The 23008-nt window shown below is 72.5% G+C and carries 20 protein-coding genes and 1 pseudogene; 11 read left to right on the top strand and 10 right to left on the bottom strand.

The window, feature by feature from the left end:
- The first annotated feature begins 182 nt into the window (after nt 1–182).
- Nucleotides 183–2498: a LuxR C-terminal-related transcriptional regulator gene (locus tag ACFFF6_RS02720; protein ID WP_376977990.1), complete on the top strand. Its 2316-nt coding sequence runs from the start codon at nt 183–185 to the stop codon at nt 2496–2498.
- Between the two features lie 315 nt (nt 2499–2813).
- Nucleotides 2814–3440 (top strand): hypothetical protein, encoded by a 627-nt coding sequence (locus ACFFF6_RS02715; RefSeq protein WP_376977988.1) that lies wholly within the window; start codon nt 2814–2816, stop codon nt 3438–3440.
- A gap of 28 nt (nt 3441–3468) precedes the next feature.
- Here the strand turns inward: ACFFF6_RS02715 and ACFFF6_RS02710 are convergent, their stop codons facing one another.
- The 6 genes from ACFFF6_RS02710 to upp all read right to left on the bottom strand — a co-directional run bounded on the left by ACFFF6_RS02710 (nt 3469) and on the right by upp (nt 12663).
- Nucleotides 3469–4266 (bottom strand): SWIM zinc finger family protein, encoded by a 798-nt coding sequence (locus ACFFF6_RS02710; protein ID WP_376977986.1) that lies wholly within the window; start codon nt 4264–4266, stop codon nt 3469–3471.
- A complete protein-coding gene (locus ACFFF6_RS02705) occupies nt 4263–7508 on the bottom strand; it encodes a DEAD/DEAH box helicase (RefSeq protein ID WP_376977984.1) in 3246 nt (1081 codons plus the stop codon). Before ACFFF6_RS02705 ends, ACFFF6_RS02710 begins: the two co-directional genes overlap by 4 nt.
- A 123-nt stretch (nt 7509–7631) precedes the next feature.
- Nucleotides 7632–9608, bottom strand: coding sequence for a chromosome partitioning protein (locus ACFFF6_RS02700; protein ID WP_376977982.1), 1977 nt, complete (start codon nt 9606–9608; stop codon nt 7632–7634).
- Nucleotides 9609–10675: 1067 nt separating this feature from the next.
- Nucleotides 10676–11419 (bottom strand): winged helix-turn-helix domain-containing protein, encoded by a 744-nt coding sequence (locus ACFFF6_RS02695; RefSeq protein WP_376977981.1) that lies wholly within the window; start codon nt 11417–11419, stop codon nt 10676–10678.
- A gap of 169 nt (nt 11420–11588) precedes the next feature.
- Nucleotides 11589–11720, bottom strand: coding sequence for a hypothetical protein (locus ACFFF6_RS02690; RefSeq protein WP_376977979.1), 132 nt, complete (start codon nt 11718–11720; stop codon nt 11589–11591).
- A 304-nt stretch (nt 11721–12024) separates the two neighbouring features.
- Nucleotides 12025–12663, bottom strand: coding sequence for a uracil phosphoribosyltransferase (upp, locus tag ACFFF6_RS02685; RefSeq protein ID WP_376977978.1), 639 nt, complete (start codon nt 12661–12663; stop codon nt 12025–12027).
- 194 nt (nt 12664–12857) lie between these two features.
- Here upp and ACFFF6_RS02680 point away from each other — a divergent pair, with 194 nt between their 5' ends.
- The 6 genes from ACFFF6_RS02680 (at nt 12858) to ACFFF6_RS02655 (ending at nt 17796) form a co-directional block, all read left to right on the top strand.
- Nucleotides 12858–13805, top strand: coding sequence for a helix-turn-helix domain-containing protein (locus ACFFF6_RS02680; protein WP_376977976.1), 948 nt, complete (start codon nt 12858–12860; stop codon nt 13803–13805).
- Complete coding sequence (locus tag ACFFF6_RS02675; protein ID WP_376977974.1) at nt 13802–14356, top strand: dihydrofolate reductase family protein; 555 nt, start codon at nt 13802–13804, stop codon at nt 14354–14356. Before ACFFF6_RS02680 ends, ACFFF6_RS02675 begins: the two co-directional genes overlap by 4 nt.
- Before the next feature lie 4 nt (nt 14357–14360).
- A complete protein-coding gene (tadA, locus tag ACFFF6_RS02670) occupies nt 14361–14822 on the top strand; it encodes a tRNA adenosine(34) deaminase TadA (protein WP_376977972.1) in 462 nt (153 codons plus the stop codon).
- Nucleotides 14823–15006: 184 nt separating this feature from the next.
- Nucleotides 15007–15795, top strand: a complete 789-nt coding sequence (locus tag ACFFF6_RS02665) for an ABC transporter ATP-binding protein (RefSeq protein ID WP_376977970.1) — start codon at nt 15007–15009, stop codon at nt 15793–15795.
- Nucleotides 15792–16640 (top strand): ABC transporter permease, encoded by an 849-nt coding sequence (locus tag ACFFF6_RS02660; protein WP_376977969.1) that lies wholly within the window; start codon nt 15792–15794, stop codon nt 16638–16640. Before ACFFF6_RS02665 ends, ACFFF6_RS02660 begins: the two co-directional genes overlap by 4 nt.
- A 130-nt stretch (nt 16641–16770) precedes the next feature.
- Entirely contained in the window at nt 16771–17796 is a 1026-nt protein-coding gene (locus tag ACFFF6_RS02655) for an ABC transporter substrate-binding protein (RefSeq protein ID WP_376977967.1), read from the top strand.
- Nucleotides 17797–17875: 79 nt separating this feature from the next.
- On the opposite strand, the gene ACFFF6_RS02650 is transcribed toward ACFFF6_RS02655, so the two are convergent.
- On the bottom strand, nt 17876–19018 hold the full coding sequence (locus ACFFF6_RS02650; protein WP_376977965.1) for a hypothetical protein: 1143 nt from the start codon (nt 19016–19018) through the stop codon (nt 17876–17878).
- Nucleotides 19019–19373: 355 nt separating this feature from the next.
- Here ACFFF6_RS02650 and ACFFF6_RS02645 point away from each other — a divergent pair, with 355 nt between their 5' ends.
- Nucleotides 19374–19751, top strand: coding sequence for a hypothetical protein (locus ACFFF6_RS02645; RefSeq protein WP_376977963.1), 378 nt, complete (start codon nt 19374–19376; stop codon nt 19749–19751).
- Between the two features lie 61 nt (nt 19752–19812).
- Here the strand turns inward: ACFFF6_RS02645 and ACFFF6_RS02640 are convergent, their stop codons facing one another.
- Together ACFFF6_RS02640 and ACFFF6_RS02635 are read right to left on the bottom strand one after the other, a co-directional pair.
- Nucleotides 19813–20421, bottom strand: coding sequence for a histidine phosphatase family protein (locus ACFFF6_RS02640; protein ID WP_376977961.1), 609 nt, complete (start codon nt 20419–20421; stop codon nt 19813–19815).
- A gap of 26 nt (nt 20422–20447) precedes the next feature.
- A complete protein-coding gene (locus ACFFF6_RS02635) occupies nt 20448–21011 on the bottom strand; it encodes a TetR/AcrR family transcriptional regulator (RefSeq protein ID WP_376977959.1) in 564 nt (187 codons plus the stop codon).
- Nucleotides 21012–21049: 38 nt separating this feature from the next.
- Between ACFFF6_RS02635 and ACFFF6_RS02630 the strand changes: the two genes are divergently transcribed.
- On the top strand, nt 21050–22066 hold the full coding sequence (locus tag ACFFF6_RS02630) for an alpha/beta fold hydrolase (RefSeq protein ID WP_376977957.1): 1017 nt from the start codon (nt 21050–21052) through the stop codon (nt 22064–22066).
- An 82-nt stretch (nt 22067–22148) separates the two neighbouring features.
- Complete coding sequence (locus tag ACFFF6_RS02625; protein ID WP_376977955.1) at nt 22149–22520, top strand: chromate transporter; 372 nt, start codon at nt 22149–22151, stop codon at nt 22518–22520.
- An 86-nt stretch (nt 22521–22606) separates the two neighbouring features.
- Here the strand turns inward: ACFFF6_RS02625 and ACFFF6_RS02620 are convergent.
- Nucleotides 22607–23002: pseudogene (locus ACFFF6_RS02620) on the bottom strand (arsenate-mycothiol transferase ArsC); the annotation flags it as partial.
- Nucleotides 23003–23008 lie beyond the last annotated feature (6 nt).

Genomic DNA, 23008 nt, shown 5'->3' with positions numbered 1-23008 from the left:
CCGCCGGAGACGCGCTCGGCGAGCTCGCCCTCGAGCTGGAGTAGATCCTCGCCGCCCACCGAGGCGGCCCGGGCACGGAGCTCCCCGCCGGCGCCTCGCGCGGCGCAGCGCCGGAGCCGGACGGCGGGTCCCAGCTCGTCCCGGACCCGGAGCGGCTGCCCGCGGGTGCGATCGCCGAGCTGATGGCCTGCTCCGCACAGCCCGGCGCGGGGCACGTCTTCCTCCTCGACGACGACCGATTCCGTGACGCCGTGGCGGACGACGGCACGAGCGCCGGGGCCCTTCTCGCGGCATGGCAGCGAGGCAGAGCGGACCTGATCCGGCTGGCGCGCCTCCCCGATCGCGAGATCGCGGCGATCGTCGACGCGGAGGCGGAGGGGACGGCGCTCGAGGACCTCCGGCGCTCCGTGCTCGTCCGGCTCGCCGAGGGTGCCCCGCTGCTGGCCAGGGCCCTCGTCGCCGATGCTCTCGAGGATCCCGAGGGCGTGCCTCGCCGGTACCCGGTCGCCGGGGTCGATCCCTTCGCGCCCGGGCCGCGTGCCCTCGCCCTGCTGAAGGCCCGTCATGCAGGGATCAGCCCCGGCCTGCGGGCCGCCGCCTGCCGCCTGAGCCTCCTCGGAACGCTCCCGCGGGGCACCGCGATGCAGCTCGTCGGCGCCGCGACCCTCGCCGAGCTCCTGGCGCGACGGCTCGCGACCACCGGCAGGGCCCACGGGATCGAGCTGATCACCGTCTCGCCCCTGCACGCCGCGGCCGTCATCGCCCTGGACGGCCCTGCCGAGGAACGGGCGCGCGACCGCGGCGACCCGGACCTCGAGCGGCAGTGGCGCCGAGGGAGCGGGCTCGGCCCCGGGGCGACCCTCCGCCTGGTCGGCGCGATCCCCGACGCCGACCGGCTCACCGGTCCCGAGGCCGCACTCGTGCTGGACGGTGCGCGGATCGCCAACCGCCTGGGGGACCCGCATGCCGCTCTGGGCCACTGCGCCCGGCTCCTCGATCGCTGCACGGACCCCACGATGCGTCAGCAGGCGCATGTCGAGCAGCTGAGAGCACTGGTCCTGTCCGGGCGTCACATCGATGCCGCCGAGCTCGCACGGACGCTCCTGGCGCACGCCGCGGACAGGAGTCCCGGCAGTCCCGGCGCCGACGTGGTCTTCCACGCCGGGCTCGCCCTGTCCTGGTCGCAGGCGGACCAGCAGGCATGGCGCGAGCTGCAGGAGAGCACCGTCTGCGGTGGCCTGCCCGAGATGCTCCCGGTGCTCGAGGCGCTCGCGACCTCCGAGCAGCCGGGGGCCCAGCTCCTGATCCGCCTCGAGCAGACGGCCGCGGACGCGGGCGCGGACCTCTGCGTCCGCCTCCTGAGCGCGACCTTCGCGGCGCTCGCGCGGCAGCGCAGCGCCCGGGAGCCGGAGCTGGTGGAGGACCTGGCGCAGGGGATGGAGCTCGTCCACCGGATCCAGAGCCGCAGCGGCGGCTCCCCGACCGTGTTCGACATGACCTGCATCCACTACTTCGACGTCATCCGGACGATCACGCTGCGCCATGCCGGTCTCGCTCCTCAGGAGGCGCTCGCCGCGGAGGATGAGCTCCTCCACCGGGCGGCGGAGCCGTCCCTGCACGCGGACTGGCACCAGGAGCTCGCCGCAGCGCTCGTCGTCGCCAGACGGCGTCACCGCGCCGGCGAGGACCAGCTCTCCCGCGCCGCCATGGCCGCCGCTCGGCAGATCTTCCGTCCGGCGATCCCGCTGTTCCTCACACGAGCGATCACCTCGGTCGACTGGTTCATCCGTGCGACCGCCGCCGTGCAGCCCCCGGAGGGCCACGGGGCCGAGGCGCTCGCCGCCTCGTGGACGCAGGAAGGCCCCGCCACGGTCATCCCCGACTCCATGTCCCCGCAGCAGTACCTCCCTGAGCTGGGGCAGGAGCTCGCCCAGAGCGCCTCATGGCTGCGGACGGCGCGTCTGCACACCGTGTTCCTGCGCGGCGCCATCACCGCCGGCGAGGCCCTCGCCACGCTGCCGGAGCCGGGGAAGGAGCCCTTGCTGCCCCTCGAGACGCTCCTGCGCCGGCACCTGCGGGCCGCCGCCGCCGGGGACGCCGACGGGCTCCTGCTCATCGGACGAGAGCTCCGGGAGGCCGGGATGCTCGAGGCTGCCCGGCACGCGCTGCAGCAGGCCCGCGCGGGCTTCATCGACATCCGTGCCGCGGCCCGTGCCGCCGAGGCGGCCGAGCTCCTCGCCGACCTGGAGGGCGGATCCGGAGCCGTCCCCGCCGGGGCCTCGGCAGGGGGAGCGGATGGCGCCGCGGCGCTCTCCCCGAGCGAGCTCGCGGTCTGCAAGCTGATCGGCGACGGCCTGACCAACACGCAGATCGCGATGAAGCTGTTCATCTCCCCGCGCACCGTGGACTCGCACGTGCTCTCCGCACGCGCGAAGCTCGGTGCTCGTCGGAAGAGGGACATCCCCGGGCTCCTGCGCCCGCGGCGCCCGGGGGGCTGATCGGGGCGGCAGGGCGACCGGCGGGCCCTGCGTACTCGGGGCCCGGAGCTCAGCAGAACGGGTCCGAAGATCAGCACCTCCACGGGATGTGTCCCATCGATATCCGATATAGATTCGATCGATGAACCGGGTCATCCGATCCGGGTGGTGGAAATTGCAGCGAAGATGAGCGAGTCGATATCGTCGGAGAACGGAAGTCGTCTTCGCGAGGGACTGGCGGGTCTCGGATCAGATGGGTGGATCTCAGTGGTCGACAGGAATGATTCCTCGAATCCTCGCACGCGGCGTGCTCTCCTCCGCGGCGCCGCGTGGACGGTGCCCGCGGCGGTCGTCGCGGTCTCGGCGCCGGCCATCGCCAGCTCAGGCACCCCACAGGACGTCATCGTCGACTCCAGCTGCTACGGCGTGACGATCCTCGGCATCGGGATGTCGTTCCCGCAGTTCACGATCACCGCGGTGGGAGCGCCGATCGGGGCCGGTTCCACGTTCCTCCTCTCTGGAACGGGCCTCGGGAATCTGACCATCGGCGGGATGGGCGGGTTCTTCGATTTCGAGGTGATCGGAGGGAACTCCATCCGCGTGACGATATCCGAGGAGATCCCGGCCGGAGGATCGGCCACGATCCGGGTCACGGGAATGGCATCCGCCCAGGCCCTGCGCTACTACACGCTCTCGGTCGAGAACATCCTCATCAATCGCAACGATGAGCTGGGCAACGACTCCGCCTCGGCGAGCCTGTCGGGCGTGTCGTTCCTGGGCGTGCTGGTCGGGTACTGCGGGACGGGGCGCTCCACCCGTGCGCTGTCGACCGGGGACGAGGAGGACGGAGGCCTGCGCGCCCGCAACGAGCAGAGGATCGAGGCGATGGGTGAGGACGAGCGCGTCGAGCTCGTGTCCCGGATCGAGGCCCTGCGCACCACCCCGTTGTCCGAATGGCCGTGAGCGGAGGCCGCGCCGCGGTCGTCCCCGCTCATCCCTCGTCGCGGGCGGCGCGATAGAAGTCGCCGATGATGCGGGCGGCCTCAGGTCCGATCGCCTCGACCAGGAGCGAGGGGTCGGCGATGTGCGGGTCGAAGCCTGCCGCGGGAGCCGTCGCGGCCGGGGCCTCCGGCGAGGACTCGTCGACCCCGAGCTCCTGCTCCGGTTCGGGGAGCACCGTGCCCGGGGCCGGCTGCTGCCGATCACCGTGACCGGCCGCGACCTCCCGAAGGGCGGTGGGATCAGGGGCACCCCGTGCGGCCGTGCGGCCGCCGAGCTCCTCGAGGCCGATCCCGCGGAGCCGGGCGAGCAGGAGCGGGTCCTCCTCGACCGCCTCGACCAGCACGTACAGCAGAGCCGAGACGTGCTCGCAGGGGCCGGGCCAGTCCAGGCACGAGCAGTCGAAGCTCGCATCCCGCACCTCGACGGGCAGCAGGGACATGTCCTCGGCCCCGAGCGCCTTCTCGAACTCCTCCGGATACTCGCCCGCCGCGAGACGCAGCACCAGACCGGGAACGCCGCCCGCGATCCGGAGGACCGCGGCGTGCTCCTCGGGTCGCAGAGGACGGATCGAGATCCGGGCCGGCCTGGGTGCGCCGTCCCCGCCGACCACGTCGCCACGTGCCTCTCCCCGGCTGACGTCGAGCCATTGGACGCCTCCGGCACGGGCGATGCGCCGGCCCGCGGCGAGGGTGCGGGTTCCCAGGAGCTGCTCGAGGGCGGTGCGCAACGCGGCCGCATGCCAGGCGGTGCCGATCGCTCCGCGGCGTGAACGCAGGGTGATGCTCATCCGCGTCGTCCTTCCCGGCCTCCCTGCGGAGGGGCCTCGGGGTCGATGTACGCCAGCAGCCCCAGCAGGCTGCGGTCGTCGAGGTCTGCGAGCCAGCCTTCCCCGGGCGCGATCGTGAGATCCGCGAGGCCCTGCTTGTCCGCGAGCACCTGGTCGATCCTCTCCTCGACGGTGCCGGCGGAGACGAGCTTGCGCACCTGGACGTCCTTGCGCTGCCCGATCCGGAAGGCCCGGTCCGTCGCCTGGTTCTCGACCGCAGGGTTCCACCAGCGGTCCAGGTGCACGACGTGGTTCGCCGCCGTCAGCGTGATCCCGGTGCCGCCGGCGCGCAGGCTCAGCAGCATGGCGCCGGGAGCATCGGGGGCGGCCTGGAACTCGGCGACCATGGTGTCGCGGTCCTGCTTGGCGACCCCTCCGTGCAGGAACGGGATGTCCAGGCCGAAGCGCTCGCGCCAGTACGGGACGAGCATGTGCCCGAACGTCGTGAACTGCGTGAACAGCAGGACCTTCTCGCCCTCGGCGAAGGCGTTCTCCAGCAGCGTGTCGACGACCTCGAGCTTGCCGGAGCGGTGCTCGCCCGCGCGCAGGATCGCGGAGCCGTCGCCCAGGTAGTGGGCAGGGTGGTTGCACACCTGCTTCAGCCGGGTGAGGGTCGAGGTCACGAGGGTGCGGCGCTGCTTCTCATCGGCCCCGTCGATCTGGGTCATGAGCTCGGCGACGAGTGCCTCGTACAGACCCGCCTGCTCCGCGGTGAGGTTCACGAGGGTGGTCATCTCCACCTTCTCCGGGAGGTCGGAGATGATCGAGCGGTCGGTCTTGACGCGACGCAGGATGAACGGGGCGGTCACCCAGCGCAGACGGCTGAGCGCGGAGCTGTCGCCCTCGTCCTCGATGGGCTGGGCGATCGCCTCCTGGAATGTCCGGGACGGCCCCAGGACCCCCGGGTTGACGACGTCCATCAGCGAATGGAGGTCCGCGAGCCTGTTCTCGACAGGCGTTCCCGTCAGGGCGAGGCGATGCCGGGCCTCGATCCTCCGGGACGCGGCGGACACCGCGGTCCCGCGATTCTTCAGGTGCTGCGCCTCGTCGAACACGATCCGCTGCCACGGCACCTGCTGGAGGACGGCCAGGTCCCGCGCTAGCAGGGAGTAGGTGGTGATGACGAGGTCCATGTCCATCGCCCCCTCGCCGAAGGACTCGTCCCGGATCCGGTCGCCGCCGTGATGCACATGCACCGCCAACTGCGGGGCGAAGGTGCGGGCCTCCCGCTGCCAGGAGCCGACCACGGACATGGGGCAGACGAGGAGCGTCGGCCCGGGGCGCAGCTCCTCGTCGATCCGATGCCGCGCGAGCAGACGCTCATGGAGGGCGTCGTCCTGCGCGATCGGCAGGGCCGGGCCCTCCTCGGGCTGCCCGGCCGCGCCGGTCCCGGCCTGGGCGAGCAGGGCGATGTCCTCGCGTTCGCGCACCAGCAGCGCCAGGACCTGCATCGTCTTGCCGAGGCCCATGTCGTCGGCGAGGATCCCTCCGAGGCCCAGCTCGTGCAGCGCCCACATCCAGTTCAGCCCTGCCACCTGGTACGGGCGCAGCACGGCGCGCAGGGTGGGCGGGGGAGGGAAGCCGACGGCGCCCGCGCCGCCGGGGAGCAGTCGTCCCAGGCTGTTGGACCAGCGGCCGCCGCCCCCGTGGACGACACGGGAGACGGACACATCCACCTGATCGGCTTCCCCGGAGATCAGCAGGGCGAACAGGCTCGCCCAGTCGGTGCGGACCTCGTCGCCGGCCCGTGCCCCGGGGGAGCCGGTGACCCCCGCGGAGAGGTCCGCGGAGCCGGGGGCGACCGGCTTCCCGGCCCGTGGGTGGAGGCGCTGCAGGCGCTCCGGGTCGAAGGCCGGCAGACCGTCGACATCGCCGCGCCGACGAGCCTGTGCGGCGAAGCGGTCGAGGAACGTCTCCGCGGCCCGGAGAGTCGTCCGGTCCAGCCGCACCCAGCGTCCGCGCAGCTGCACGAGCTCCGCCTGCGCCTCGCGGATCTCCTCGATCTCCTCCTCGGTCAGCTCGAGGTCGCCGACGGCGAGCTTCCACCGGAAGGACGCCATCGCCTGGATGCCTACGCCCGTCCCCTGCGGGCGACGCTCGGGCGGCTCCTCGCTCGCCTCCGCCATGAGGGTCGTGCGCATCCTCGTCCACTCCCGCGGCAGCAGCACCGTCACCCCGGCCGCCTCGAGAGCGGGGGCGTCGTGGCTGAGGAAGTCGGAGGCCTGCGCGGTCGTGAGCAGCCAGTCCACCCCGGTCTCGTCGACCGCGGCCTGCCGGACGACGGGGGCCAGCCGCATCACCTCGGCCGAGGCCTCGATCGCCCCGGTGGCGCTCACATCGCCGAGCGCCTGGAGCACGGCGACGGGATGCACGGTCCCGTCCGCCTCCCGCAGGCACGTCTGCAGGGGCCAGAGGCTGCCCGCCCCCGCGGCACCCGGCGAGGGCTCGAACAGGCGGACCACCAGCTCGTTGTCCGTCGACTGCAGGGCCACCCGGGCCCTCCCGGAGTCGAGATAGGCATCCACGGCGCGCTCCGCCGCGCGCAGGGCGGGCAGGTCCGCGCGCAGCGCCGAGCTGCCCGCGAGGCCCGGCAGGAGGTCGAGCGGTTCACCGTCGGCCGCGAAGGGGGCGCGGGCGAGGTGATGCGCGAAGGCGCGCCGGGCCCGGGCATCGACGAGCTGTCCCAGCAGCGGTCCGGGCTCCTCCTCGAGCGGCAGCCAGCGGGCCCGCATCTCCCCGAACTGCTCGCCCAGGTCGATGCGGAGACGGCGGGTGCGGACCAGGCGCTGGGCATGGAGATCGCGGATCAGCGCCGCGATCAGCTCCGGCGTGATCATGACCTGCTCGTCGATCTGCGCGCCGCGACCCGCCTCGAGCACGGGCAGCAGCGCCGCGAGGGGATCCTCCGCGCGGGACGAGGCCCGCAGAAGCTGCACCAGAGCGTCCAGCACGGCGATCAGCTGCTCGCCGCGCAGGGCGAGGCCCCGCACCTGCGCCTGGCGCCCGCCGGGGCGGGGAACGGTGACCCGGTGCCTCAGCGGCCCGCCCGGACCCAGGGCCTCGGCGAGAGGCCCGGGCACATCGGCCCGCAGCGTGTCGAGGTCCTGCAGCTGCAGCCAGCTGCCCCGCTCCGTCCGCACCGCCGCATGGAGGACGGGAACATCGCCCTCACGCAGGTGCAGGTCCAGCCGGTACAGAGACATGCCCACCAGGGTAGGCGGGACCACGGACCATCCACGCGGACAAAGCCGCCGATGGGGACGACGGGCCGCTGGGGAGGAGCGGCACCGGGACCGATGAGGACCCGGCTCACGGCCGAGGCGCCGTCACAGCCCGTCGACGATCTGCGCGGTCGCCGAGAGCCAGGCCGCCTTGGTCGCCGCGCTGATCCGATTCCAGTCCAGCGGGGATCCGTCGACGAACTGCTGCTCGAAGGGGACCTCCACGACGGCGCGCGTGTGCGCGCCGAAATGGGAGATCAGGCGGTTGCGCAGCACCGGGTCGAACTTCCCCTTCGAGGAGTGCGACAGGACCGTGACCGCATGATCGACCTGCTCGGCGAGGCCCGTCGCCCGCAGCTCGTCGATCATCCAGGCGGCCGCGTTGAACGTGTCCTCGCGGACCGTCGAGATGATCACGAGCTGATCGGCGCTGCGCACGGCCGCCAGCCAGTTCGAGGCGCGCACGTTGTTGCCGGTGTCGATGACCTTCAGCCGGTAGAAGCGCGAGAGCGTCTCGTTGATCTGGTCGAAGGCCTCGCCGTCGATCAGAGCGGCGGATCCCGCGTCCTCATCGGAGGCGAGGATGTCGAAGCGCGTCTCCTCCTGGGGGCGCACGTAGCCGTCGAGGTCCGCGACGGTCGCCTGCGGGGAGTGGAGACGCGCGCGATCGTGCAGCAGGTCCAGGGCGGTGTGATGGTGGGCGGCGGGCGCGCCGCGCCAGCCCAGCGTGCCACGGGTCTCGTTGTTGTCCCAGGCCAGCACGCTGCCGCCGCGAGCGACGCCCAGGGTCGCCGCGATCATCAGGGAGGCGGTGGTCTTGTGCGCTCCGCCCTTGAGGTTCACGACCGCGATGTTCTTCGGGCCGTCCAGGACCTTGCGCACGCGGGAGAGCTGCTCCCGCTCGACGGCCTCGGCACGCCCGGGCCCGGGCGAGATCGCGCCGCCGGTCAGGCGGTGCATCGCCCCCTGCCACCCACGGGTCGCCGGGACACGGGTCGGCTGCGATGTCGCAGACTGCAGATCGGCGAGGGTCGGCCGCGGCGGCGCCGGGGAACCGGCTGACGGATCGGTCTGCGCGGGGGCCGGAGCCGTGCCGCTCAGAGGATCCGGAGCGGGGGCGAGGGCGAAGGGGTCCGCGCTCGGCTGTGGTGCGACCGGGGCGGCGGGCACGGCGACCTGCGCAGGTGCGGCCGGATCGGCGGATACGGGGGCGGGGGTGATCTGCTGGGGCATGTCCTGCTCGGGGGTCGGGACGCCGGGGGCCGGCATGGGAGGGGCGGTGGGCGGCGCCGGCGGTGCGGGATCCGCGGCGGGAGCGGTCTGCGGGGTGTGGAGAGCGTGCACGACGGGAGCCTCGGCCGCGACCGCGGCGCGTGCCGACGGCGCGGTGTCCTCCGAGGGGAGCAGGTCCTCCGTCGAGGCGGCGGCCCGGCGACGGCCGGAGGGGGCGTCGGTCTCGCCCTGATCCAGGGAGATGAGGAGGGTCGCGCCGTCATCGGGCTCGACCTCGGTGGAGCGACGGGGGACGAGGCGCGTGGCCTCGAGGTCCTCGATGCCCTCGATGTGCTGGGACGAGGCGCTCTCCGCTGCCGGATCCGCCGCATCCGGCGCGGAGGGCGAGGTCCCGGTCTCCTCGGGGACGGGCCGCTGGCCGGGAGGGCCCCAGGGGGAGCCGGCGTCGGAGTCCTCCGGGATCTCGGAGATCCTCGCCGGGGGGTCGGCGGGGGCCGATGGCGCGCCGGGGCCCGCCGGCCGGAGCACGGTCGCCTCGAGATCCTCCATGTCCTCGCCGGCCGCGGGCGGTGCGGGGGCGGGCGATGCCGCCGTCGTGGCGGATCGCACGGGGCGCACGGGAGCGGTCGCCGGATCCGGGCCGAAGAGGGGTCGGTCGTCCGCGGGCCTCGCCGCGATCCTCCCGCTGGGCTCCACCCGCAGGTGATGGCGCATGTCGCCCTCGATGATCACGACGTCCACGGGCGCGGTCTCGCGGCGGGAGGCATTGATGAAGACCTGCTTGACCCGGGCCCGGACCTCGGCGAGGTTCGCACCGTGCAGCTCGATCGTCTCGGACGCCAGATGCACGGCGGCCCGAGTGTCGGAAGTGATGCGCGCCTGCGCGATCATGCGGTGACCCCTTCTCTGTTCCACGACACGATGACGCGCACAGACATGCTGTGCGCGGGCTGCATATCACTCTACGGGCGTGGGGGCCTCCTGTCGCGCGCACGCGTGCGGGTGGGATCGGGATCCCGATGCTGCCGGGCAGGTCGCCTCGCGCCGCCTCCCCTGCGGTGAACAGGCCTCCCCTGCAGTGAACAGGGAGGAACCGTGGAGCACCCAGCGGGACTTGGTGCGCTCTTTACTGTATTGATCCCTCCGTGTGGCACGAGGGGTGGAAAGAACAAAACTCCTGCCAGATGCCCGGGCGGGCACCCCGAGGGATTTACATCGGGGCGGGAGGCGCCCTAGACTGTCGATGTGCGGCGAACGGTCGCGGGGGTGATCCTGAAGGATGGCCCTGCACTGTGCGCGCATCGATAACCGAATACCTCTGAGATGTGCCGCTTCCACCGATCCCCCCTCGAAGGAAGCGGCCGGACGGGAGCCGAATGGTCCCCCCCTGCTAGGCCCCGTCCAGCCTCGTCGCCCGCACCCACCCCTGACGGACGACAGGCACGACGAGCGGTCCGTGAGCCCCCGGCGCAAGCCGAGCGAGAGTTCCGGGCCGCTCGTCACTTTTCCCGACGTCTCCTGTCCCGGTTCACCCGCGGCTGTCCCCGGCGGTTCGCCTGTCGCTGTCCCCGCTGGTTCGCCCGCGGCGGCTGTCCCGGTTCGCGCGCGTCGTCGCCAGGGCCATCCCCACCGGTCGATCGACGTGGGCGTGCGGGGAACGTGAGGCAATACCGACCGGAAAGCCGCAGTTCCGCCGCACGCCAGAGCCGATGTCCGCGCAGCGACGGATTCTTTGACCTGGCGGCGGGGTTCCTTCGACCTGGCGACGGGGTGCGCGCACATGCCGGAGCCGATGCCCGCACAGGGACCGGCCGGCCGCGCGGGGACCGGCCGGCGGTGCGGGAACCGGCCGATCGCGCGCAGGGCCCTGCAGGGCCGGATCGCGCCGCGCGGCACCTCCGGCCCCGCGCGGCCGGTCAGCTGAGGATCGCGACGTCGCTGCCCGGGTCGAGACGGTAGCCGGAGCCGCGGACCGTGCTGATCAGCTTCCGGTACTCGCCCAGCTTGCTGCGGACCCGGCGCACGTGCACGTCGACGGTGCGCTCGCCGGTCTCCGCCCCCGCGCCGGACCACACCGACGCCATGAGGTCATCGCGCGTGATGATGGTGCGGGCGTTGCGCGCCAGATGGGCGAGCAGCTCGAACTCCTTGTACGTGAAGTCGACATCCTGTCCGTCGATCCGCACCCGGCGGCCGTACAGGTCGATCACCAGCGAGGCACCCGTGGGCACCGCCGCGGCCGACGACGGGCTCACCGCGGTCGCCCGCAGCACCCGGCGGCGTGCGGCCTCCGCGTCACGGCGAGCCGGCGAGGTGGGGGAGACGATCCCGCCGCGCCGGGGACGCAGCGGTGAGACCGCCGGAGTCTGCGCGGTGGGGGGAAGGGTGCGAGCCGACCCCTGGGCCGTCGCGGTGAAGGGGTGGGGCGAGGAGACCTGCACGATGGCCCGGGCGCGACGGCCCGAGGTCAGACGCTGGGCATGCGCCCGCAGCGAGTCGGCGAGGTTGGCCGCCTCGACATCGGCCGTGCCCGAGGGCAGGACCACGGTCAGCGTGACGGTGACCGCCTGCGCCGAGGGGGCGGGGGAGGCCGAGTCGGGGGAGGAGAGGCCGCGGGCGGGACGGGACTGGGCGAGGGGACGATCGAGGGTGACAGTCATGGTGAACTCCGAGGATGCGATGCGCGGGGCGCGAGCGACGGTGGGCCCGGGATCCCATGGAGATCGACGCCTGTGGTGGGCGGATCTGCGGGCTGTGCTCCCGGTGGCACCTGGAGCCCGCGCCTCTCGGCCGGCTCCTGTCAGCCGACCCCGGAGGATTCTCGAGCGCTCAGAGGCTCGGCTGACGGTGCATCATGCACATGCACATCTGCATGCACATGCACATCATCATGTGCATCGAGCGCATCATCGAGCGGGCCACCCGGCGGGCGGCCTCGGAGCGATGAGCGAGAGCTGTCATGTCGGCAACCTTGCCCGCTCGCGTCGAGACGCGCAAGCACCCTTCCACGATGTGGGATCAGGGCCATGTCCTCCCGACACACGCGTTCATCCGCGGTCATGTCCGGCGCTCCGTCGAGAGCATCGGCCCCGAGGTCTCCGCGGATGTCTCTGCATGACGATGCACGCTCCGCGCCGAGCCGACCGCGGAGCATGCCCGGATGCGCGGACGCGCCGGTCCCGGCATGCGACGAGCCCCGGACGCGGCACCTCGCGAGAGACGCAGGACCGGGGCTCGCCGGGCGGCGGCCGAGGCCGCCTGCCGGTCAGTCGACGACGCCGAAGAGGCGATCCCCCGCATCCCCCAGACCGGGGACGATGTAGCCCTTCTCGTTGAGCCTCTCATCGATCGAGGCCGTGACGATCGTGAGGTCGACCGCCGGGTCGATCGCCGTCTCCATCGCCGCGAGGCCCTCCGGCGCGCACAGCAGGGTCACGCAGGTGACGTCGCTCGCGCCCCGCTCGATCAGGTACTCGACCGCGGCGATGAGCGTGTGGCCCGTGGCGAGCATGGGGTCCACCACGAAGCACTGGCGGCCCGTGAGATCCTCCGGAAGACGGTTCGCGTACGTGGTCACCTCGAGGGTCTCGTCATTGCGGACCATCCCCAGGAAGCCGACCTCCGCCGTGGGCAGCAGCCGGGTCATGCCGTCGAGCATGCCCAGGCCCGCGCGCAGGATCGGCACGACCATCGGCTTGGGATTGGAGAGCTTGGCACCGGTCATCGGCGTCACCGGCGTCTCCACGTCCACGGGACTGACGCGCACCTGCCGGGTCGCCTCGTACGCCAGCAGCGTCACCAGCTCGTCGGCGAGCTGGCGGAACGTCGAGGAATGCGTGGTGCGGTCGCGCAGCACGGTGAGCTTGTGGGCGACGAGGGGGTGGTCGATCTCGAGGACGCGCATGGGGTGAATCTACCGGAGCGGCCCCGTGCGCACGGGCCGAACCGCCTGCTCCCGCGGCGGGCGAGTCCGTTCTCACGCGCCGCCGCCCGGAGCGGCCCGGACGCGGGAGCAGTCCGGTCCCAGGACCATCCCCCGGGACCAGCACCGCAAGATCGGTCAGGCGCGGGGGCGGAGCCGGCGCGGATACTGGCCGCATGAGCACCATCGATCCCCTGCGCCGCATGCTGGATGCGGTGCTCGACCCGGAGTCCGGCACTCTCGAGGAGATGTCCGCCGGTGCTCATCTCTCGCCCTACCACTTCCACCGCAGCGTGCGCCGAGGCACAGGGGAGACCCCGGCGGCGCTGCGTCGGCGCGTGGGCCTCGAGCAGGCCGCATGGAACCTGCAGCGGGGCATGGGCGTCACCGACGCGGCGTTCGCGGCCGGCTACGACTCCCTCGAGGGCTTCTCCCGCGCCTTCCGCCGCGCCTACGGCCACCCGCCCACCGCCATGCCGCCCGCCCACGAGCGCGGGCACTGGCTGCCCGCCCCCAACGGCATCCACTTCCATTCGCCGACCGTGCTCTACGTGGACTCCGGAGCCGTCCGCGAGCACGCCGCCGGCGACGTCCTCGCCCTGCTGATCGCGCACGACCTCGACGACATCGACGCGCTGCTGGGATCCGCCGCCGGCCTCGAGGACGAGGCGTACCGCCGGATCCGCCTGCCCGGCAGCGCGCCGCGCGCCTGGGACGGCCCGGACGAGTCGCTCGCACAGGTCATGCGCCATCTGGTCCTCAGCAAGGAGCCATGGCTCGCGAGCATCGAGGGAGAACCGGCCCCGGACCTCGACGGGCCCGTCGACGTGCCCTCGCTCCAGGCCCGCCATCGGACGACCGCCCCGCGCTGGCTCGCCCTGGTCCGGGACATCGAGCGGCGCGGCGCCTGGCAGGACCGCATCATCGACGCCCTCTGCGATCCGCCCGAGTCCTTCCTCCTGGCGGAGATCCTCGCCCACGAGCTGACCTTCTCCGCCCATCGCCGCCAGCTCGCCCGCTGGATGCTCGCCGAGGCGGGCGCCGGCCCCGCGGCGGCTCCGCCCGACCCCGATCCGATCCTGTGGCGACGCAGGACCCTCGCAGGAGGCACCGATCCCTCATGACCGCCTACCGCTTCTACACCGCCACGAGCCTGGACGGCTTCATCGCCACCCCGGACGACGACCTCGGCTGGCTGCTGTCCCAGCCCATCGACCAGGACGGGCCGATGAGCTACGCCGAGTTCATCGCCGGGATCGGAGCGATCGTCATGGGCTCGAGCACCTACGCCTGGATCCTCGAGCACGGCACCTCCGGGACCGAGGAGGGCGGGGACGGCTGGGACTACGAGCAGCCCGCCTTCGTGCTCAGCCATCGTGCCCTCGAGCCGGCCGCCGCCTCGGTCCGGATCGTCTCCGGGCCCGTCGAGGCCCTGCGCGGACAGCTCGAGGAGGCCGCCGGGGACGGGGACGTGTGGATCGTGGGAGGCGGCGATCTCGCGGCGCAGTTCGCCCGGGCCGGCATGCTCGACGAGATCATCGTCTCGATCGCCCCGGTCACGCTCGGTGCGGGCAAGCCCCTGTTCACCGGCGCCTTCGACCTCGACCTGGTCGAGCACGCCCGCAACCGGGCCTTCCTCTGCGCGCGCTACCGGGTGCTCGGCCCGCGACAATAGGGGCATGGACGATCACGAGCTGATGGGGCTGGCCCTCGAGGACGCGGCCGCGGCTGCGATGCGGGAGCCGGCCGATGTCCCCATCGGCGCCCTCGTCGTGGACGAGCAGGACACGGTGATCGCCCGCGCCGCCAACCGCCGGGAGGCCGATGAGGACCCGACGGCGCACGCGGAGATCCTCGCGCTGCGGGAGGCCGCCCGGATCCGGGGCCGATGGAACCTCACCGGATGCACCCTCGTGGTGACGCTCGAGCCCTGCACCATGTGCGCGGGCGCGATCGTCCTCTCCCGGATCGACCGCCTCGTCGTGGGCGCCCCCGACCCGAAGGCCGGCGCCGCCGGATCCCTCTACGACCTGGTGCGCGAGCCGCGGCTGAACCATCGGGTCGAGCTGACCGACGGAGTGCGCGCGCAGGAATGCGGGGACCTGCTGCGGGGCTTCTTCCGGGAGCGCCGCCGCCGCTGATCCCGCGGGCCGGGGGTGCTCCCCGCGACCTGCCCGCCGTCCGGCGAGACGGAAGGCTCCGCGCGCCCGCGGGCGTCGTAGCATGAACCCTCCGTGCACCCCCGCACCACCCCCTGCACACCCCCGGTCACCCGTCGTCGACATCGCCGTCCCCCGCCACCTGGACGCGCCGAGGAGCTCACGTATGCACACAGGTACGCCCCAGGCCGCCGTCCGGGCCGCGGACGTCTCCAAGGTCTTCTTCTCCGGCGCGGATCCGGTCTGGGCGCTCGAGGACTTCTCCCTCTCGCTCGAGCCCGGCTCCTTCACCTGCATCGTCGGCCCCTCCGGCTGCGGGAAGTCGACGTTCCTGCGGATCGTCGGCGGGCTCGAGGAGCGCACCGTGGGTGAGGTCGAGATCGACGGGGCGGCACATCCGATCCCGGCCGCGTACGTGTTCCAGGAGCATGGCGTCTTCCCGTGGATGACGATCCTCGAGAACGTCGCCTTCGGCCTGCGCATGGCCGGGGTGGGCCGCGCCGAGCGCGAGGAGAGCGCCCGCGTCTGGCTCGACCGGGTGCGGCTCGCCGACTTCGCCGGCTCGTACCCGCACCAGCTCTCCGGCGGCATGCGGCAGCGGGTCGCGATCGCCCGCGCCTTCGCGACCGGCTCGCCGCTGCTGCTCATGGACGAGCCGCTCGGGGCGCTGGACGCGCAGACGCGTCTGCTCATGCAGGAGGAGCTGATCGCCCTGTGGGAGCAGGAGCGCAAGACCGTCCTCATGGTCACCCATGACATCGACGAGGCGATCCTGCTCTCGGATCGGGTGATCGTCATGTCCGGCCGCCCCGGCACCCTGCGCGAGGACATCGCCGTGCCCTTCCCGCGGCCGAGGAGCTTCGACATCGAGCGCAGCGCCGAGTTCGGCGAGCTGCGCTCCCGCATCTGGAACCTGCTGCGCGAGGACGTCCGCGCGGCCGAGGAGACCGCATGAGCACCCCCGTCCCGTCCGTCCGCGTCGAGGACCGCGAGGAGCGGACGCTGGTCGCGGCCCGTGCCCATCGCTCCCGGGAGAACCTGCTGCGCACCCGCGACCTGGTGCTCTCGATCGCCGCGCCGATCGTCCTGCTGCTCCTGTGGGAGGTGTGCGCGCGGCTGCTGATCATCGATCCCCGCTTCTTCCCGGCGCCCACCAAGATCCTCCTGGCCGGCTGGGAGATGCTGCGCAGCGGCGAGCTGTGGACGCACACCGGCCCCACCCTCCTGCGCCTGCTCGTCGGCGGCGGGCTCGGCGCGATCCTCGGGATCGCGGTGGGTCTGCTGATGGGATCCTCCCGGGCGCTGAACGCCGCCGTCGGCCCGCTGTTCTCCGCGCTGTACCCGCTGCCGAAGATCGCGATCTTCCCGATCCTGCTCATGATCTTCGGGCCCACGGAGCTGCCGAAGATCATCGCCGTGTTCATCACGACCTTCTTCATCCTGCAGATCAGCACGGTCTCCGGCGTCCGGGCGATCGACGCCCGGCTGCTCGAGGCCGGTGCCGCCTACGGCGCCCGGGGCCTGTCCCGCTTCCGCTTCGTGGTGCTGCCGGGCGCGATGCCCTTCGTGTTCTCCGGCCTGCGCACCGCCACCGGCACCGCGGTCGTCGTCGTCACCGCCGTCGAGTTCACGGGTGCGTCCACGACCGGGCTCGGCTACCTCATCTGGAACTCGTGGCAGCTGTTCATCCCCGAGAAGCTGTACGTGGGCCTGCTGGTCATCGGGGTCATCGGCGCGGTGCTGACCTGGCTGCTGGCCCGCTGCGAGACCCTGCTGCTGCCCTGGCGTCGCCGCGGCTGACCCGTCGCCCGCCCGTCCTCCCTGCTCTTCCCGCCCGTCCTCCCTGCCCGCCCCGCCTGTCCTGTCTGTCGCCCGCACCCGCCCGCCGAGCCCGCCCCGGAGCCATCGGCCCTCACCCCAGGAGCACCCCATGCGCCGTCGCACCCTCCTCTCCCTCGCCGCCGCCACCTCGATCGGCGGCGCGCTCGCCGCCTGCGGTCCCGCCGTCACCGGCAAGGACCCCGGGGCCGATGCCGGCTCCGCCTCCGGCACGGTCCGCGTGGGCCACGTCCCCTCCTCCCTGTTCGCGCCGCTGTACGTCGCCGATGCGAAGGGCTTCTTCGAGAAGGCCGGGATCACCCTCGAGCTGACCCCGCTGAAGTCCGGTCAGGACGGCATCCCGATGCTGTCCAACGACCAGCTCGACGTCATGATCGCCGGTTTCAGCGCCGGCATGTTCAACGCCCTGAACCAGGGGCTGGCCTTCAAGGTCGTGGGCTCGATGGGCATCTCCCCGGGGGATCCGGAGAACTCGCCGACGGCTCTCGAGGTGCGTCAGGCCCTGCTGGACGACGGCAGCGTGAAGACCGTCGCCGACCTCAAGGGCCGCAAGATCGCGGTCGCCGGAGGGGAGGGCGCGACCGGCGGCTACCTGCTGGCGACCATGCTCGAGGAGGGCGGTCTCACTCTCGCCGATGTCGAGATCTCCAACCTCTCGACCCCGGACCAGGAGCCCGCGATCACCAACGGCTCCGTCGATGCCGCGACGCCCTCGGCTCCCTTCTCGACGTCGATGGAGGAGGCGGGTGCCGCCTCCCCGCTCGCCGTGCCGGCGAAGGGCGTCACCGGCACGGGCGTCCTGTTCTCGGAGACGTTCCTGGGGGCGGAGCTCGCCCAGCCGTTCTTCACCGCCCTCGCGCAGGGCGCGCAGGAGCTCGCCGAGTCCGGGCCCCAGAGCGACGAGGTCTATCAGATCCTGGCCGACACCCTCGGACAGGACATCGAGGTCCTGAAGACCTCGCCGATGTACTCCTACCTGCCTGATCTCGCCCCGCAGCCCGAGCAGCTCGAGAACATGCAGCAGGTGTGGATCGAGGCCGGGCAGATCACCGAGAAGACGCCCGTGGACGTGTCCACTGTCGTCGACACGAGCTTCGCGGAGGGTGCCGGCGCCTGACGGCGGGGTCGGCGCGCGAGAGCGCTGCGATGTCGTCGTTCGCGACGCTCGATGACGACCTCTCCACGACGGTCGCGGTCTACTCCTCGACGAGGTCGGTCGTGCTCCGGGCGGTGTGAAGCGATCTCATCGACACATAGCGCTGCCCTTGGGTGAAGGCGCTGCCGCGGCCGCTGGTCAGGTGCGGGATGTCGGAGGGGAGCTGAACATGTCCTCGAGCCTCCTCGCCGACCCGGGTGAGCTTGAAGACCTGGTAGTCGGATCGCTCCCAGCTGAAGCCGGATTCCTCGCTCAGAGCCCACGCGATGAATCCTCCGAGCTGCCTGTCGTCCCGGGACTCCGACTCGACCAGCCGGGTCGCGTTGGCCAGCGTCCATGCGACGTCGTCGCGGATCCAGAGGATCTTGGCGACGTCGCGTCGGATGCTCAGGCTCTCGTAGAAGGCCATGTGCGTGACGTCCCGGAAGTAGCGACCCGACCGGCAGACGTAGAACCCTCGGCTGAGGTAGAGCTCCCAGGCAGTCCTGGCCGCCACGACGACGACGTCCTTGTTCTTCACGGGGCACTCGGAGTGGACATCGTCCCACCGGGTCGCCTGGCGCATCCATGTCTCTGCGGCCGGGGAGACCCATCCGCCGATCGCGAAGATCCTCTCCATCTCCGCGAGGATGTTGATCTGACGCAGGGAGTCGTGGTGCGCCAGGCGATTGCGGAACGTGCGCACTTTCTTCAGGGCATCCTGCACGCGGCCTCTATTGCCCCCGGAGTGCGGGAAGGCGTGGTGGAGGCACGCGTTCCAGAGCTCCTGGTGCGCCCTGTCCAGCAGCGAGTCCCAGAAGCCGAAGTTCTGGCCTGCGATGATCTGATCCCGGGTATCGCGCATCCGGTTCGGGCGTTCATCGCGTCGGAGGCGACTTCGCACCTGGTCGAAGCCGTTCTGCTGCCGTTCGTTCATCCATCCCAGCATGAACCAGGGGATCCCGCGTGCGTCCTCCCGAAAGTGTGTGCGGAGCTCGCGATCGATCGCGTTCCGGACGACCACCTCGAGCTGGGCCACGGAGACCATCGCCTCCGAGGCCATCCGACCGTTCCACTCGTAGTACTCCAGGGCTCGCGCCTCATCGCCGGATGCTTCCCGGAGGAAGGGGGCCAGCCGTGGCGCCGAGAGGAGCGTCTCGAGATCGCTGTACGCGATCGGGGGTGTTGGTACGTCGGGTGGCATGGCCTCGGATCCTCTGCTTGTGGGGAGTAGGGGATAGCTGTATCCTGGGTGCCTACGAAATACCCCGGTGGGCCTCTCGACGATGCTACCGGGGTTCTTCTTTGCCCAGGGGCTCTGTGGATATCACGCTGCGGACGTGATCGTGCAGGTGACCCTGCGCTGTCGGCAGGGCACGTGCGGCCGTCGTCGACACGAGCTTCGCGGAGGGTGCCGGCGCCTGACGGAGAGGTCGGCGCGCGAGAGCGCTGCGATGTCGTCGTTCGCGATGCTCGATGACGACCTCTCCACGACGGTCGCGGAGAGCCGAGGCTCCTCCGGGTCACCTCGGCAGTCGGCATCGGGGCATCATGGGGCGATGGACGAGACCTCGGCCCCCGCCTCGCCGCCCGCTCATCGGCGCCGCCTCGCGATGCTCTCTGCGGCCGCGGTGCTCGTCCTCGCCATCGGCGCCTACCTGATCGCCTGGGCGATCGCGCCGACGGAGAACGCGAGCGGTCAGTGCACGGGGATCGGCTGGGGCTGCGTCCCCTCCCCGAAGGACACGCTGGCTCTGCTCGGGATCATCATCGGTCCTCCTGCGCTGCTGGCGACGCTGGTGCTGGGCCTCTTCGCGATCGCCGCGCTGCTGCGCTGGACGCGGTGGCCCGGGGTCCTTGCCGGGCTCGTCGGCATCGTCGTCGCGGCGGTGATCGCGCTGCTCGGCTCCGTGCTGGTGGTGGGGGTGCTGCTCTAGCAGCGGCGAGCGCGAGGACGATCAGCCCAGAACGGCCCCGCCCAGCCGAGACCGTGCGGCCTCAGGCCGGGGCGTGACCCGAGCGATCGCTCGCGGCGATATGGGCGGTGCTCGCGATGGCGACCGGGACCCATCGGCCTCCCGCCCGCTCGAGCGTCGTGATCGCGCCGCCGGGCACACCGTGCTCGATGAGCCCCGGAGCGCACTCCTCGAGCGCGATGTCACCGAGAAGATCCCGGAGCAGGTCGACCGTGGCTCCTCCGTGTCCCGCGGCGACGATCGTGCCGTCCTGGACAGCGGCGTCATCGAGCGCCTCGAGCATGTCCTGCGCCGTGCGCGCCGACGATCTGCCCTGGGGCGGAGCCCAGGCCCGATCCGTCGAGGTGCGCGCCCAGTTCCGCGTGAATCGCTCGACGTCCTCGCCGTGCTCGAGGTTCATCCTCTCGCGCAGACGGGGGTCGATACGGAGCGGGAGCGCGCAGAGCTCCGAGAGCGGGGTCGCCGTCTGGATGGCGCGGCGCAGAGGGCTGCTGAGAAGGGCGACCGGGGCGAGAGCGGAGATGGCATGGGCGGCGTCATCGGCCTGGCGCCGTCCCCGGGCCGTCAGCCCCGGGTCGCCCGGTGTGCGGTCCTTCTCCCCGTGCTGAAGGATCACCGCTCGTGTGGGCATGGGAGAAGTCTGACACAGCGGGGAGCTCAGCCGCCCGGCGCCGTCGTGCGCGCGATTGCCGCGAGGATGCTCGTGCGGGCCTGCGCGGCCGTCGCCCAGCCGAGGAACACCGCCTGTGTCGCCCCCTCGGCGAGGAGGACGAGCTCCCGGGCGGTGCGCGCGGGGTCCGTGACGCGGGGGGCCTGCGTCGCGAGGCAGGCGGCGACGGCCTCGATCCGGCCGCGCTGCGCGGAGGCGAGGACGTCGCCGATGCGCGGATCGCCGACGGCGGCGGCGATGTAGGAGAAGGAGAGCGCCACGCCCGGATTCGCGGCGGTTCCCGGGACGACCGCGTGCAGGAGCAGCGTCTCGAGCGTCCGGGGCGAGCCCGGGTCCCCCAGCGCCGCCTCGTGGCGGGATGCGGCGCGGTCGATGAGCTCCTGCGCGCTCGCGAGCACGAGCTCGCTGCGGCTGCGGAAGTAGTGCTGGACGCGGCCGGGGGAGACCTGCGCCGCGGCGGCGACGCTGCGGACGCTGACCGCCTCGAGCCCCTGTCGGGCCACGACCGCCCACACGGCCTCGAGGATCTGAGTGCGCTGAGGGCTGTCCATGGATGACAGCGTACCGATACGACTGTATCGTCGGTGGCATGCAATACGAACGTATCGGATCGCCCTCGCCTCACCGTGCCCGCCCGGGCAGACGCCGCGTGCTGCGCTGGGCAGGGCTCGGGGCGATGAGCCTGCTCGCCGCCGCGAAGGTCGTCGACATCGCCGTCCCGGACCCCTCCGTCGGCCACTGGAGGTCCGCCGGGGCCAAGGAGCGCTACGAGGCCGCCTATGCCCAGACGCTCGCCCCGCTCCCGGAGCCCGATGCCGTGCGCGACCTCCCCACCCGCTTCGGCAGCGTCCGCGCGCTCACCTGGATCGGCGAGGCACCGGGCCCGCCCGTGCTGCTCCTGCCCGGGCGCAGCAGCGGCGCACCCATGTGGGCGGAGAACCTCCCGGGCTGGATCGGGCGCCGCACCGTGCATGCGCTGGACCCCATCGGCGATGCGGGCTTCTCGACGCAGAACCTCCCCATGGCCTCGCCCGATGACCAGTCCGTCTGGATCGCGGACGCCGCGGAGGGCCTCGGCGCGGAGCAGGCCCACGTGGTCGGGCACAGCTTCGGCGGAGCCAGCGCCGCTCTGCTCGCCCTGCATCGGCCCCAGCTCGTGCGCACCCTCGGCCTCCTCGAGCCGGTGATCGTCGTCCGTCCGCTGCCGGCCTCGATGTACCTGTGGTCGGCGCTGCTGCTCCTGCCCGCGCCGCAGTCCTGGAAGGACGAGGCCCTCGGTCGGATCGGCGGGGCGAGCGCCGAGGAGGTCCGCGACAGCGGCCCCATGTCCCGCATGATCGACGAGGCGACCACGGGCTACGCGGCCGCGCTCCCCACTCCGCGCAAGCTCACCGACGCGCAGTGGAGCGCGCTGTCGATGCCGGTGCGGCTCGACATCGGAGAGGACTCCCAGCTCGCCGGGGGACCGGCCGCCGCCGAGAGGATCCGCGGACTCCTCCCGCAGGCGACGGTCACCGTCTGGCCCGGCGCAACCCACTCCCTGCCGATGGAGGAGAAGGAGAGCCTGGGACCTGCGCTGCTGGACTTCTGGGCCCTGCACTCCTGAGGCACGGGGGGCGGGGAGCTCCCCGGAGGGCGCCGTGCTCCGGACGAGGCGTCGCCCCCGGGCCCGACGTCTACCATCCCCCATGGACCCACGTGCGACAGCGACGGCCGATGCCCCTGCCGCCGGGGCATCCTCCGCGACCGAGGTCCTCCGGGTCTTCCTGGGCCTCGGGCTGACATCCTTCGGCGGCGGGCACGCGGTGCTGCCGTTCTGGACGGAGCTGCGCGGCCGGCCGGGCGTGCGCGCCCTGATACGGGGCGCGAACGCCGCCGTCGTCGGCATCCTCGCCGCCGCCCTCTACACGCCCGTGTTCACGAGCGCGATCACGGGGCCCGCGCCGCTGTGCCTCGCGGCGGTCTGCTTCGTGCTGCTGATGGCCTGGAGGGCTCCGTCCTGGGTCGTCGTGCTCCTCGGCGCCGGAGGCGGGATGCTGCTCGGCGGCGCCGGGATCTGAACGGTCGGTGCCGGGAGAGGGTGGTCCGGCGCAAGGGAGAAGCAGGGGAGAGGAGGCGTGAGGCCGTCTCCTGCGAGGAGCGCGCGTCAGGACGGCGACGTGAGCTCCGCAGCCAGACCCTCGACGCGGACGCGCAGCGCGTCCCGGATCAGACGCATCCGCTCTTCGCCCTCGATCCCGCGGGCGGAGGGCTCGTCGACGATCCAGGTGTCGATGATGCCGGCCATCCCCGGGACCGGATCCACCTGCGCCTCCTCGCCGATGACGACCACGCGGTCCACCCGGCGCAGCAGCTCGGGGTCGAGGGGCTTGGGGTGCTCGCCGTCCATGCTCGCGCCGACCTCGGCCACCGAGGCCGCCGACAGCGCGTTCAGGGCGCTGCCGGGCTTCGTGCCGGCCGAGTGGACCCCCACCGCGTCCCCGGCGTGCCGGCGCATGAGGGCCGCGGCCATCTGGGACTTGCCGCCGTTCTTCACGCACACGAACAG

The organism is Brachybacterium hainanense, assembly GCF_042434575.1.
GTDB lineage: Bacteria > Actinomycetota > Actinomycetes > Actinomycetales > Dermabacteraceae > Brachybacterium > Brachybacterium hainanense.
Note: the sequence above shows the minus strand (reverse complement) of the source record. Positions and strands in the feature narration are given on the sequence as shown.

Coding starts and splice junctions, on each gene's coding strand:
- ACFFF6_RS02630 (WP_376977957.1), top strand. CDS start 21,050: ATGCAATACGAACGTATCGGATCGCCCTCGCCTCACCGTGCCCGCCCG.
- tadA (WP_376977972.1), top strand. CDS start 14,361: ATGGACGATCACGAGCTGATGGGGCTGGCCCTCGAGGACGCGGCCGCG.
- ACFFF6_RS02710 (WP_376977986.1), bottom strand. CDS start 4,266: ATGAGCATCACCCTGCGTTCACGCCGCGGAGCGATCGGCACCGCCTGG.
- ACFFF6_RS02665 (WP_376977970.1), top strand. CDS start 15,007: ATGCACACAGGTACGCCCCAGGCCGCCGTCCGGGCCGCGGACGTCTCC.
- ACFFF6_RS02695 (WP_376977981.1), bottom strand. CDS start 11,419: ATGACTGTCACCCTCGATCGTCCCCTCGCCCAGTCCCGTCCCGCCCGC.
- ACFFF6_RS02645 (WP_376977963.1), top strand. CDS start 19,374: ATGGACGAGACCTCGGCCCCCGCCTCGCCGCCCGCTCATCGGCGCCGC.
- ACFFF6_RS02675 (WP_376977974.1), top strand. CDS start 13,802: ATGACCGCCTACCGCTTCTACACCGCCACGAGCCTGGACGGCTTCATC.
- ACFFF6_RS02655 (WP_376977967.1), top strand. CDS start 16,771: ATGCGCCGTCGCACCCTCCTCTCCCTCGCCGCCGCCACCTCGATCGGC.
- ACFFF6_RS02690 (WP_376977979.1), bottom strand. CDS start 11,720: ATGACAGCTCTCGCTCATCGCTCCGAGGCCGCCCGCCGGGTGGCCCGC.
- ACFFF6_RS02660 (WP_376977969.1), top strand. CDS start 15,792: ATGAGCACCCCCGTCCCGTCCGTCCGCGTCGAGGACCGCGAGGAGCGG.
- ACFFF6_RS02680 (WP_376977976.1), top strand. CDS start 12,858: ATGAGCACCATCGATCCCCTGCGCCGCATGCTGGATGCGGTGCTCGAC.
- upp (WP_376977978.1), bottom strand. CDS start 12,663: ATGCGCGTCCTCGAGATCGACCACCCCCTCGTCGCCCACAAGCTCACC.
- ACFFF6_RS02625 (WP_376977955.1), top strand. CDS start 22,149: ATGGACCCACGTGCGACAGCGACGGCCGATGCCCCTGCCGCCGGGGCA.
- ACFFF6_RS02705 (WP_376977984.1), bottom strand. CDS start 7,508: ATGTCTCTGTACCGGCTGGACCTGCACCTGCGTGAGGGCGATGTTCCC.
- ACFFF6_RS02640 (WP_376977961.1), bottom strand. CDS start 20,421: ATGCCCACACGAGCGGTGATCCTTCAGCACGGGGAGAAGGACCGCACA.
- ACFFF6_RS02635 (WP_376977959.1), bottom strand. CDS start 21,011: ATGGACAGCCCTCAGCGCACTCAGATCCTCGAGGCCGTGTGGGCGGTC.
- ACFFF6_RS02650 (WP_376977965.1), bottom strand. CDS start 19,018: ATGCCACCCGACGTACCAACACCCCCGATCGCGTACAGCGATCTCGAG.
- ACFFF6_RS02720 (WP_376977990.1), top strand. CDS start 183: ATGGCCTGCTCCGCACAGCCCGGCGCGGGGCACGTCTTCCTCCTCGAC.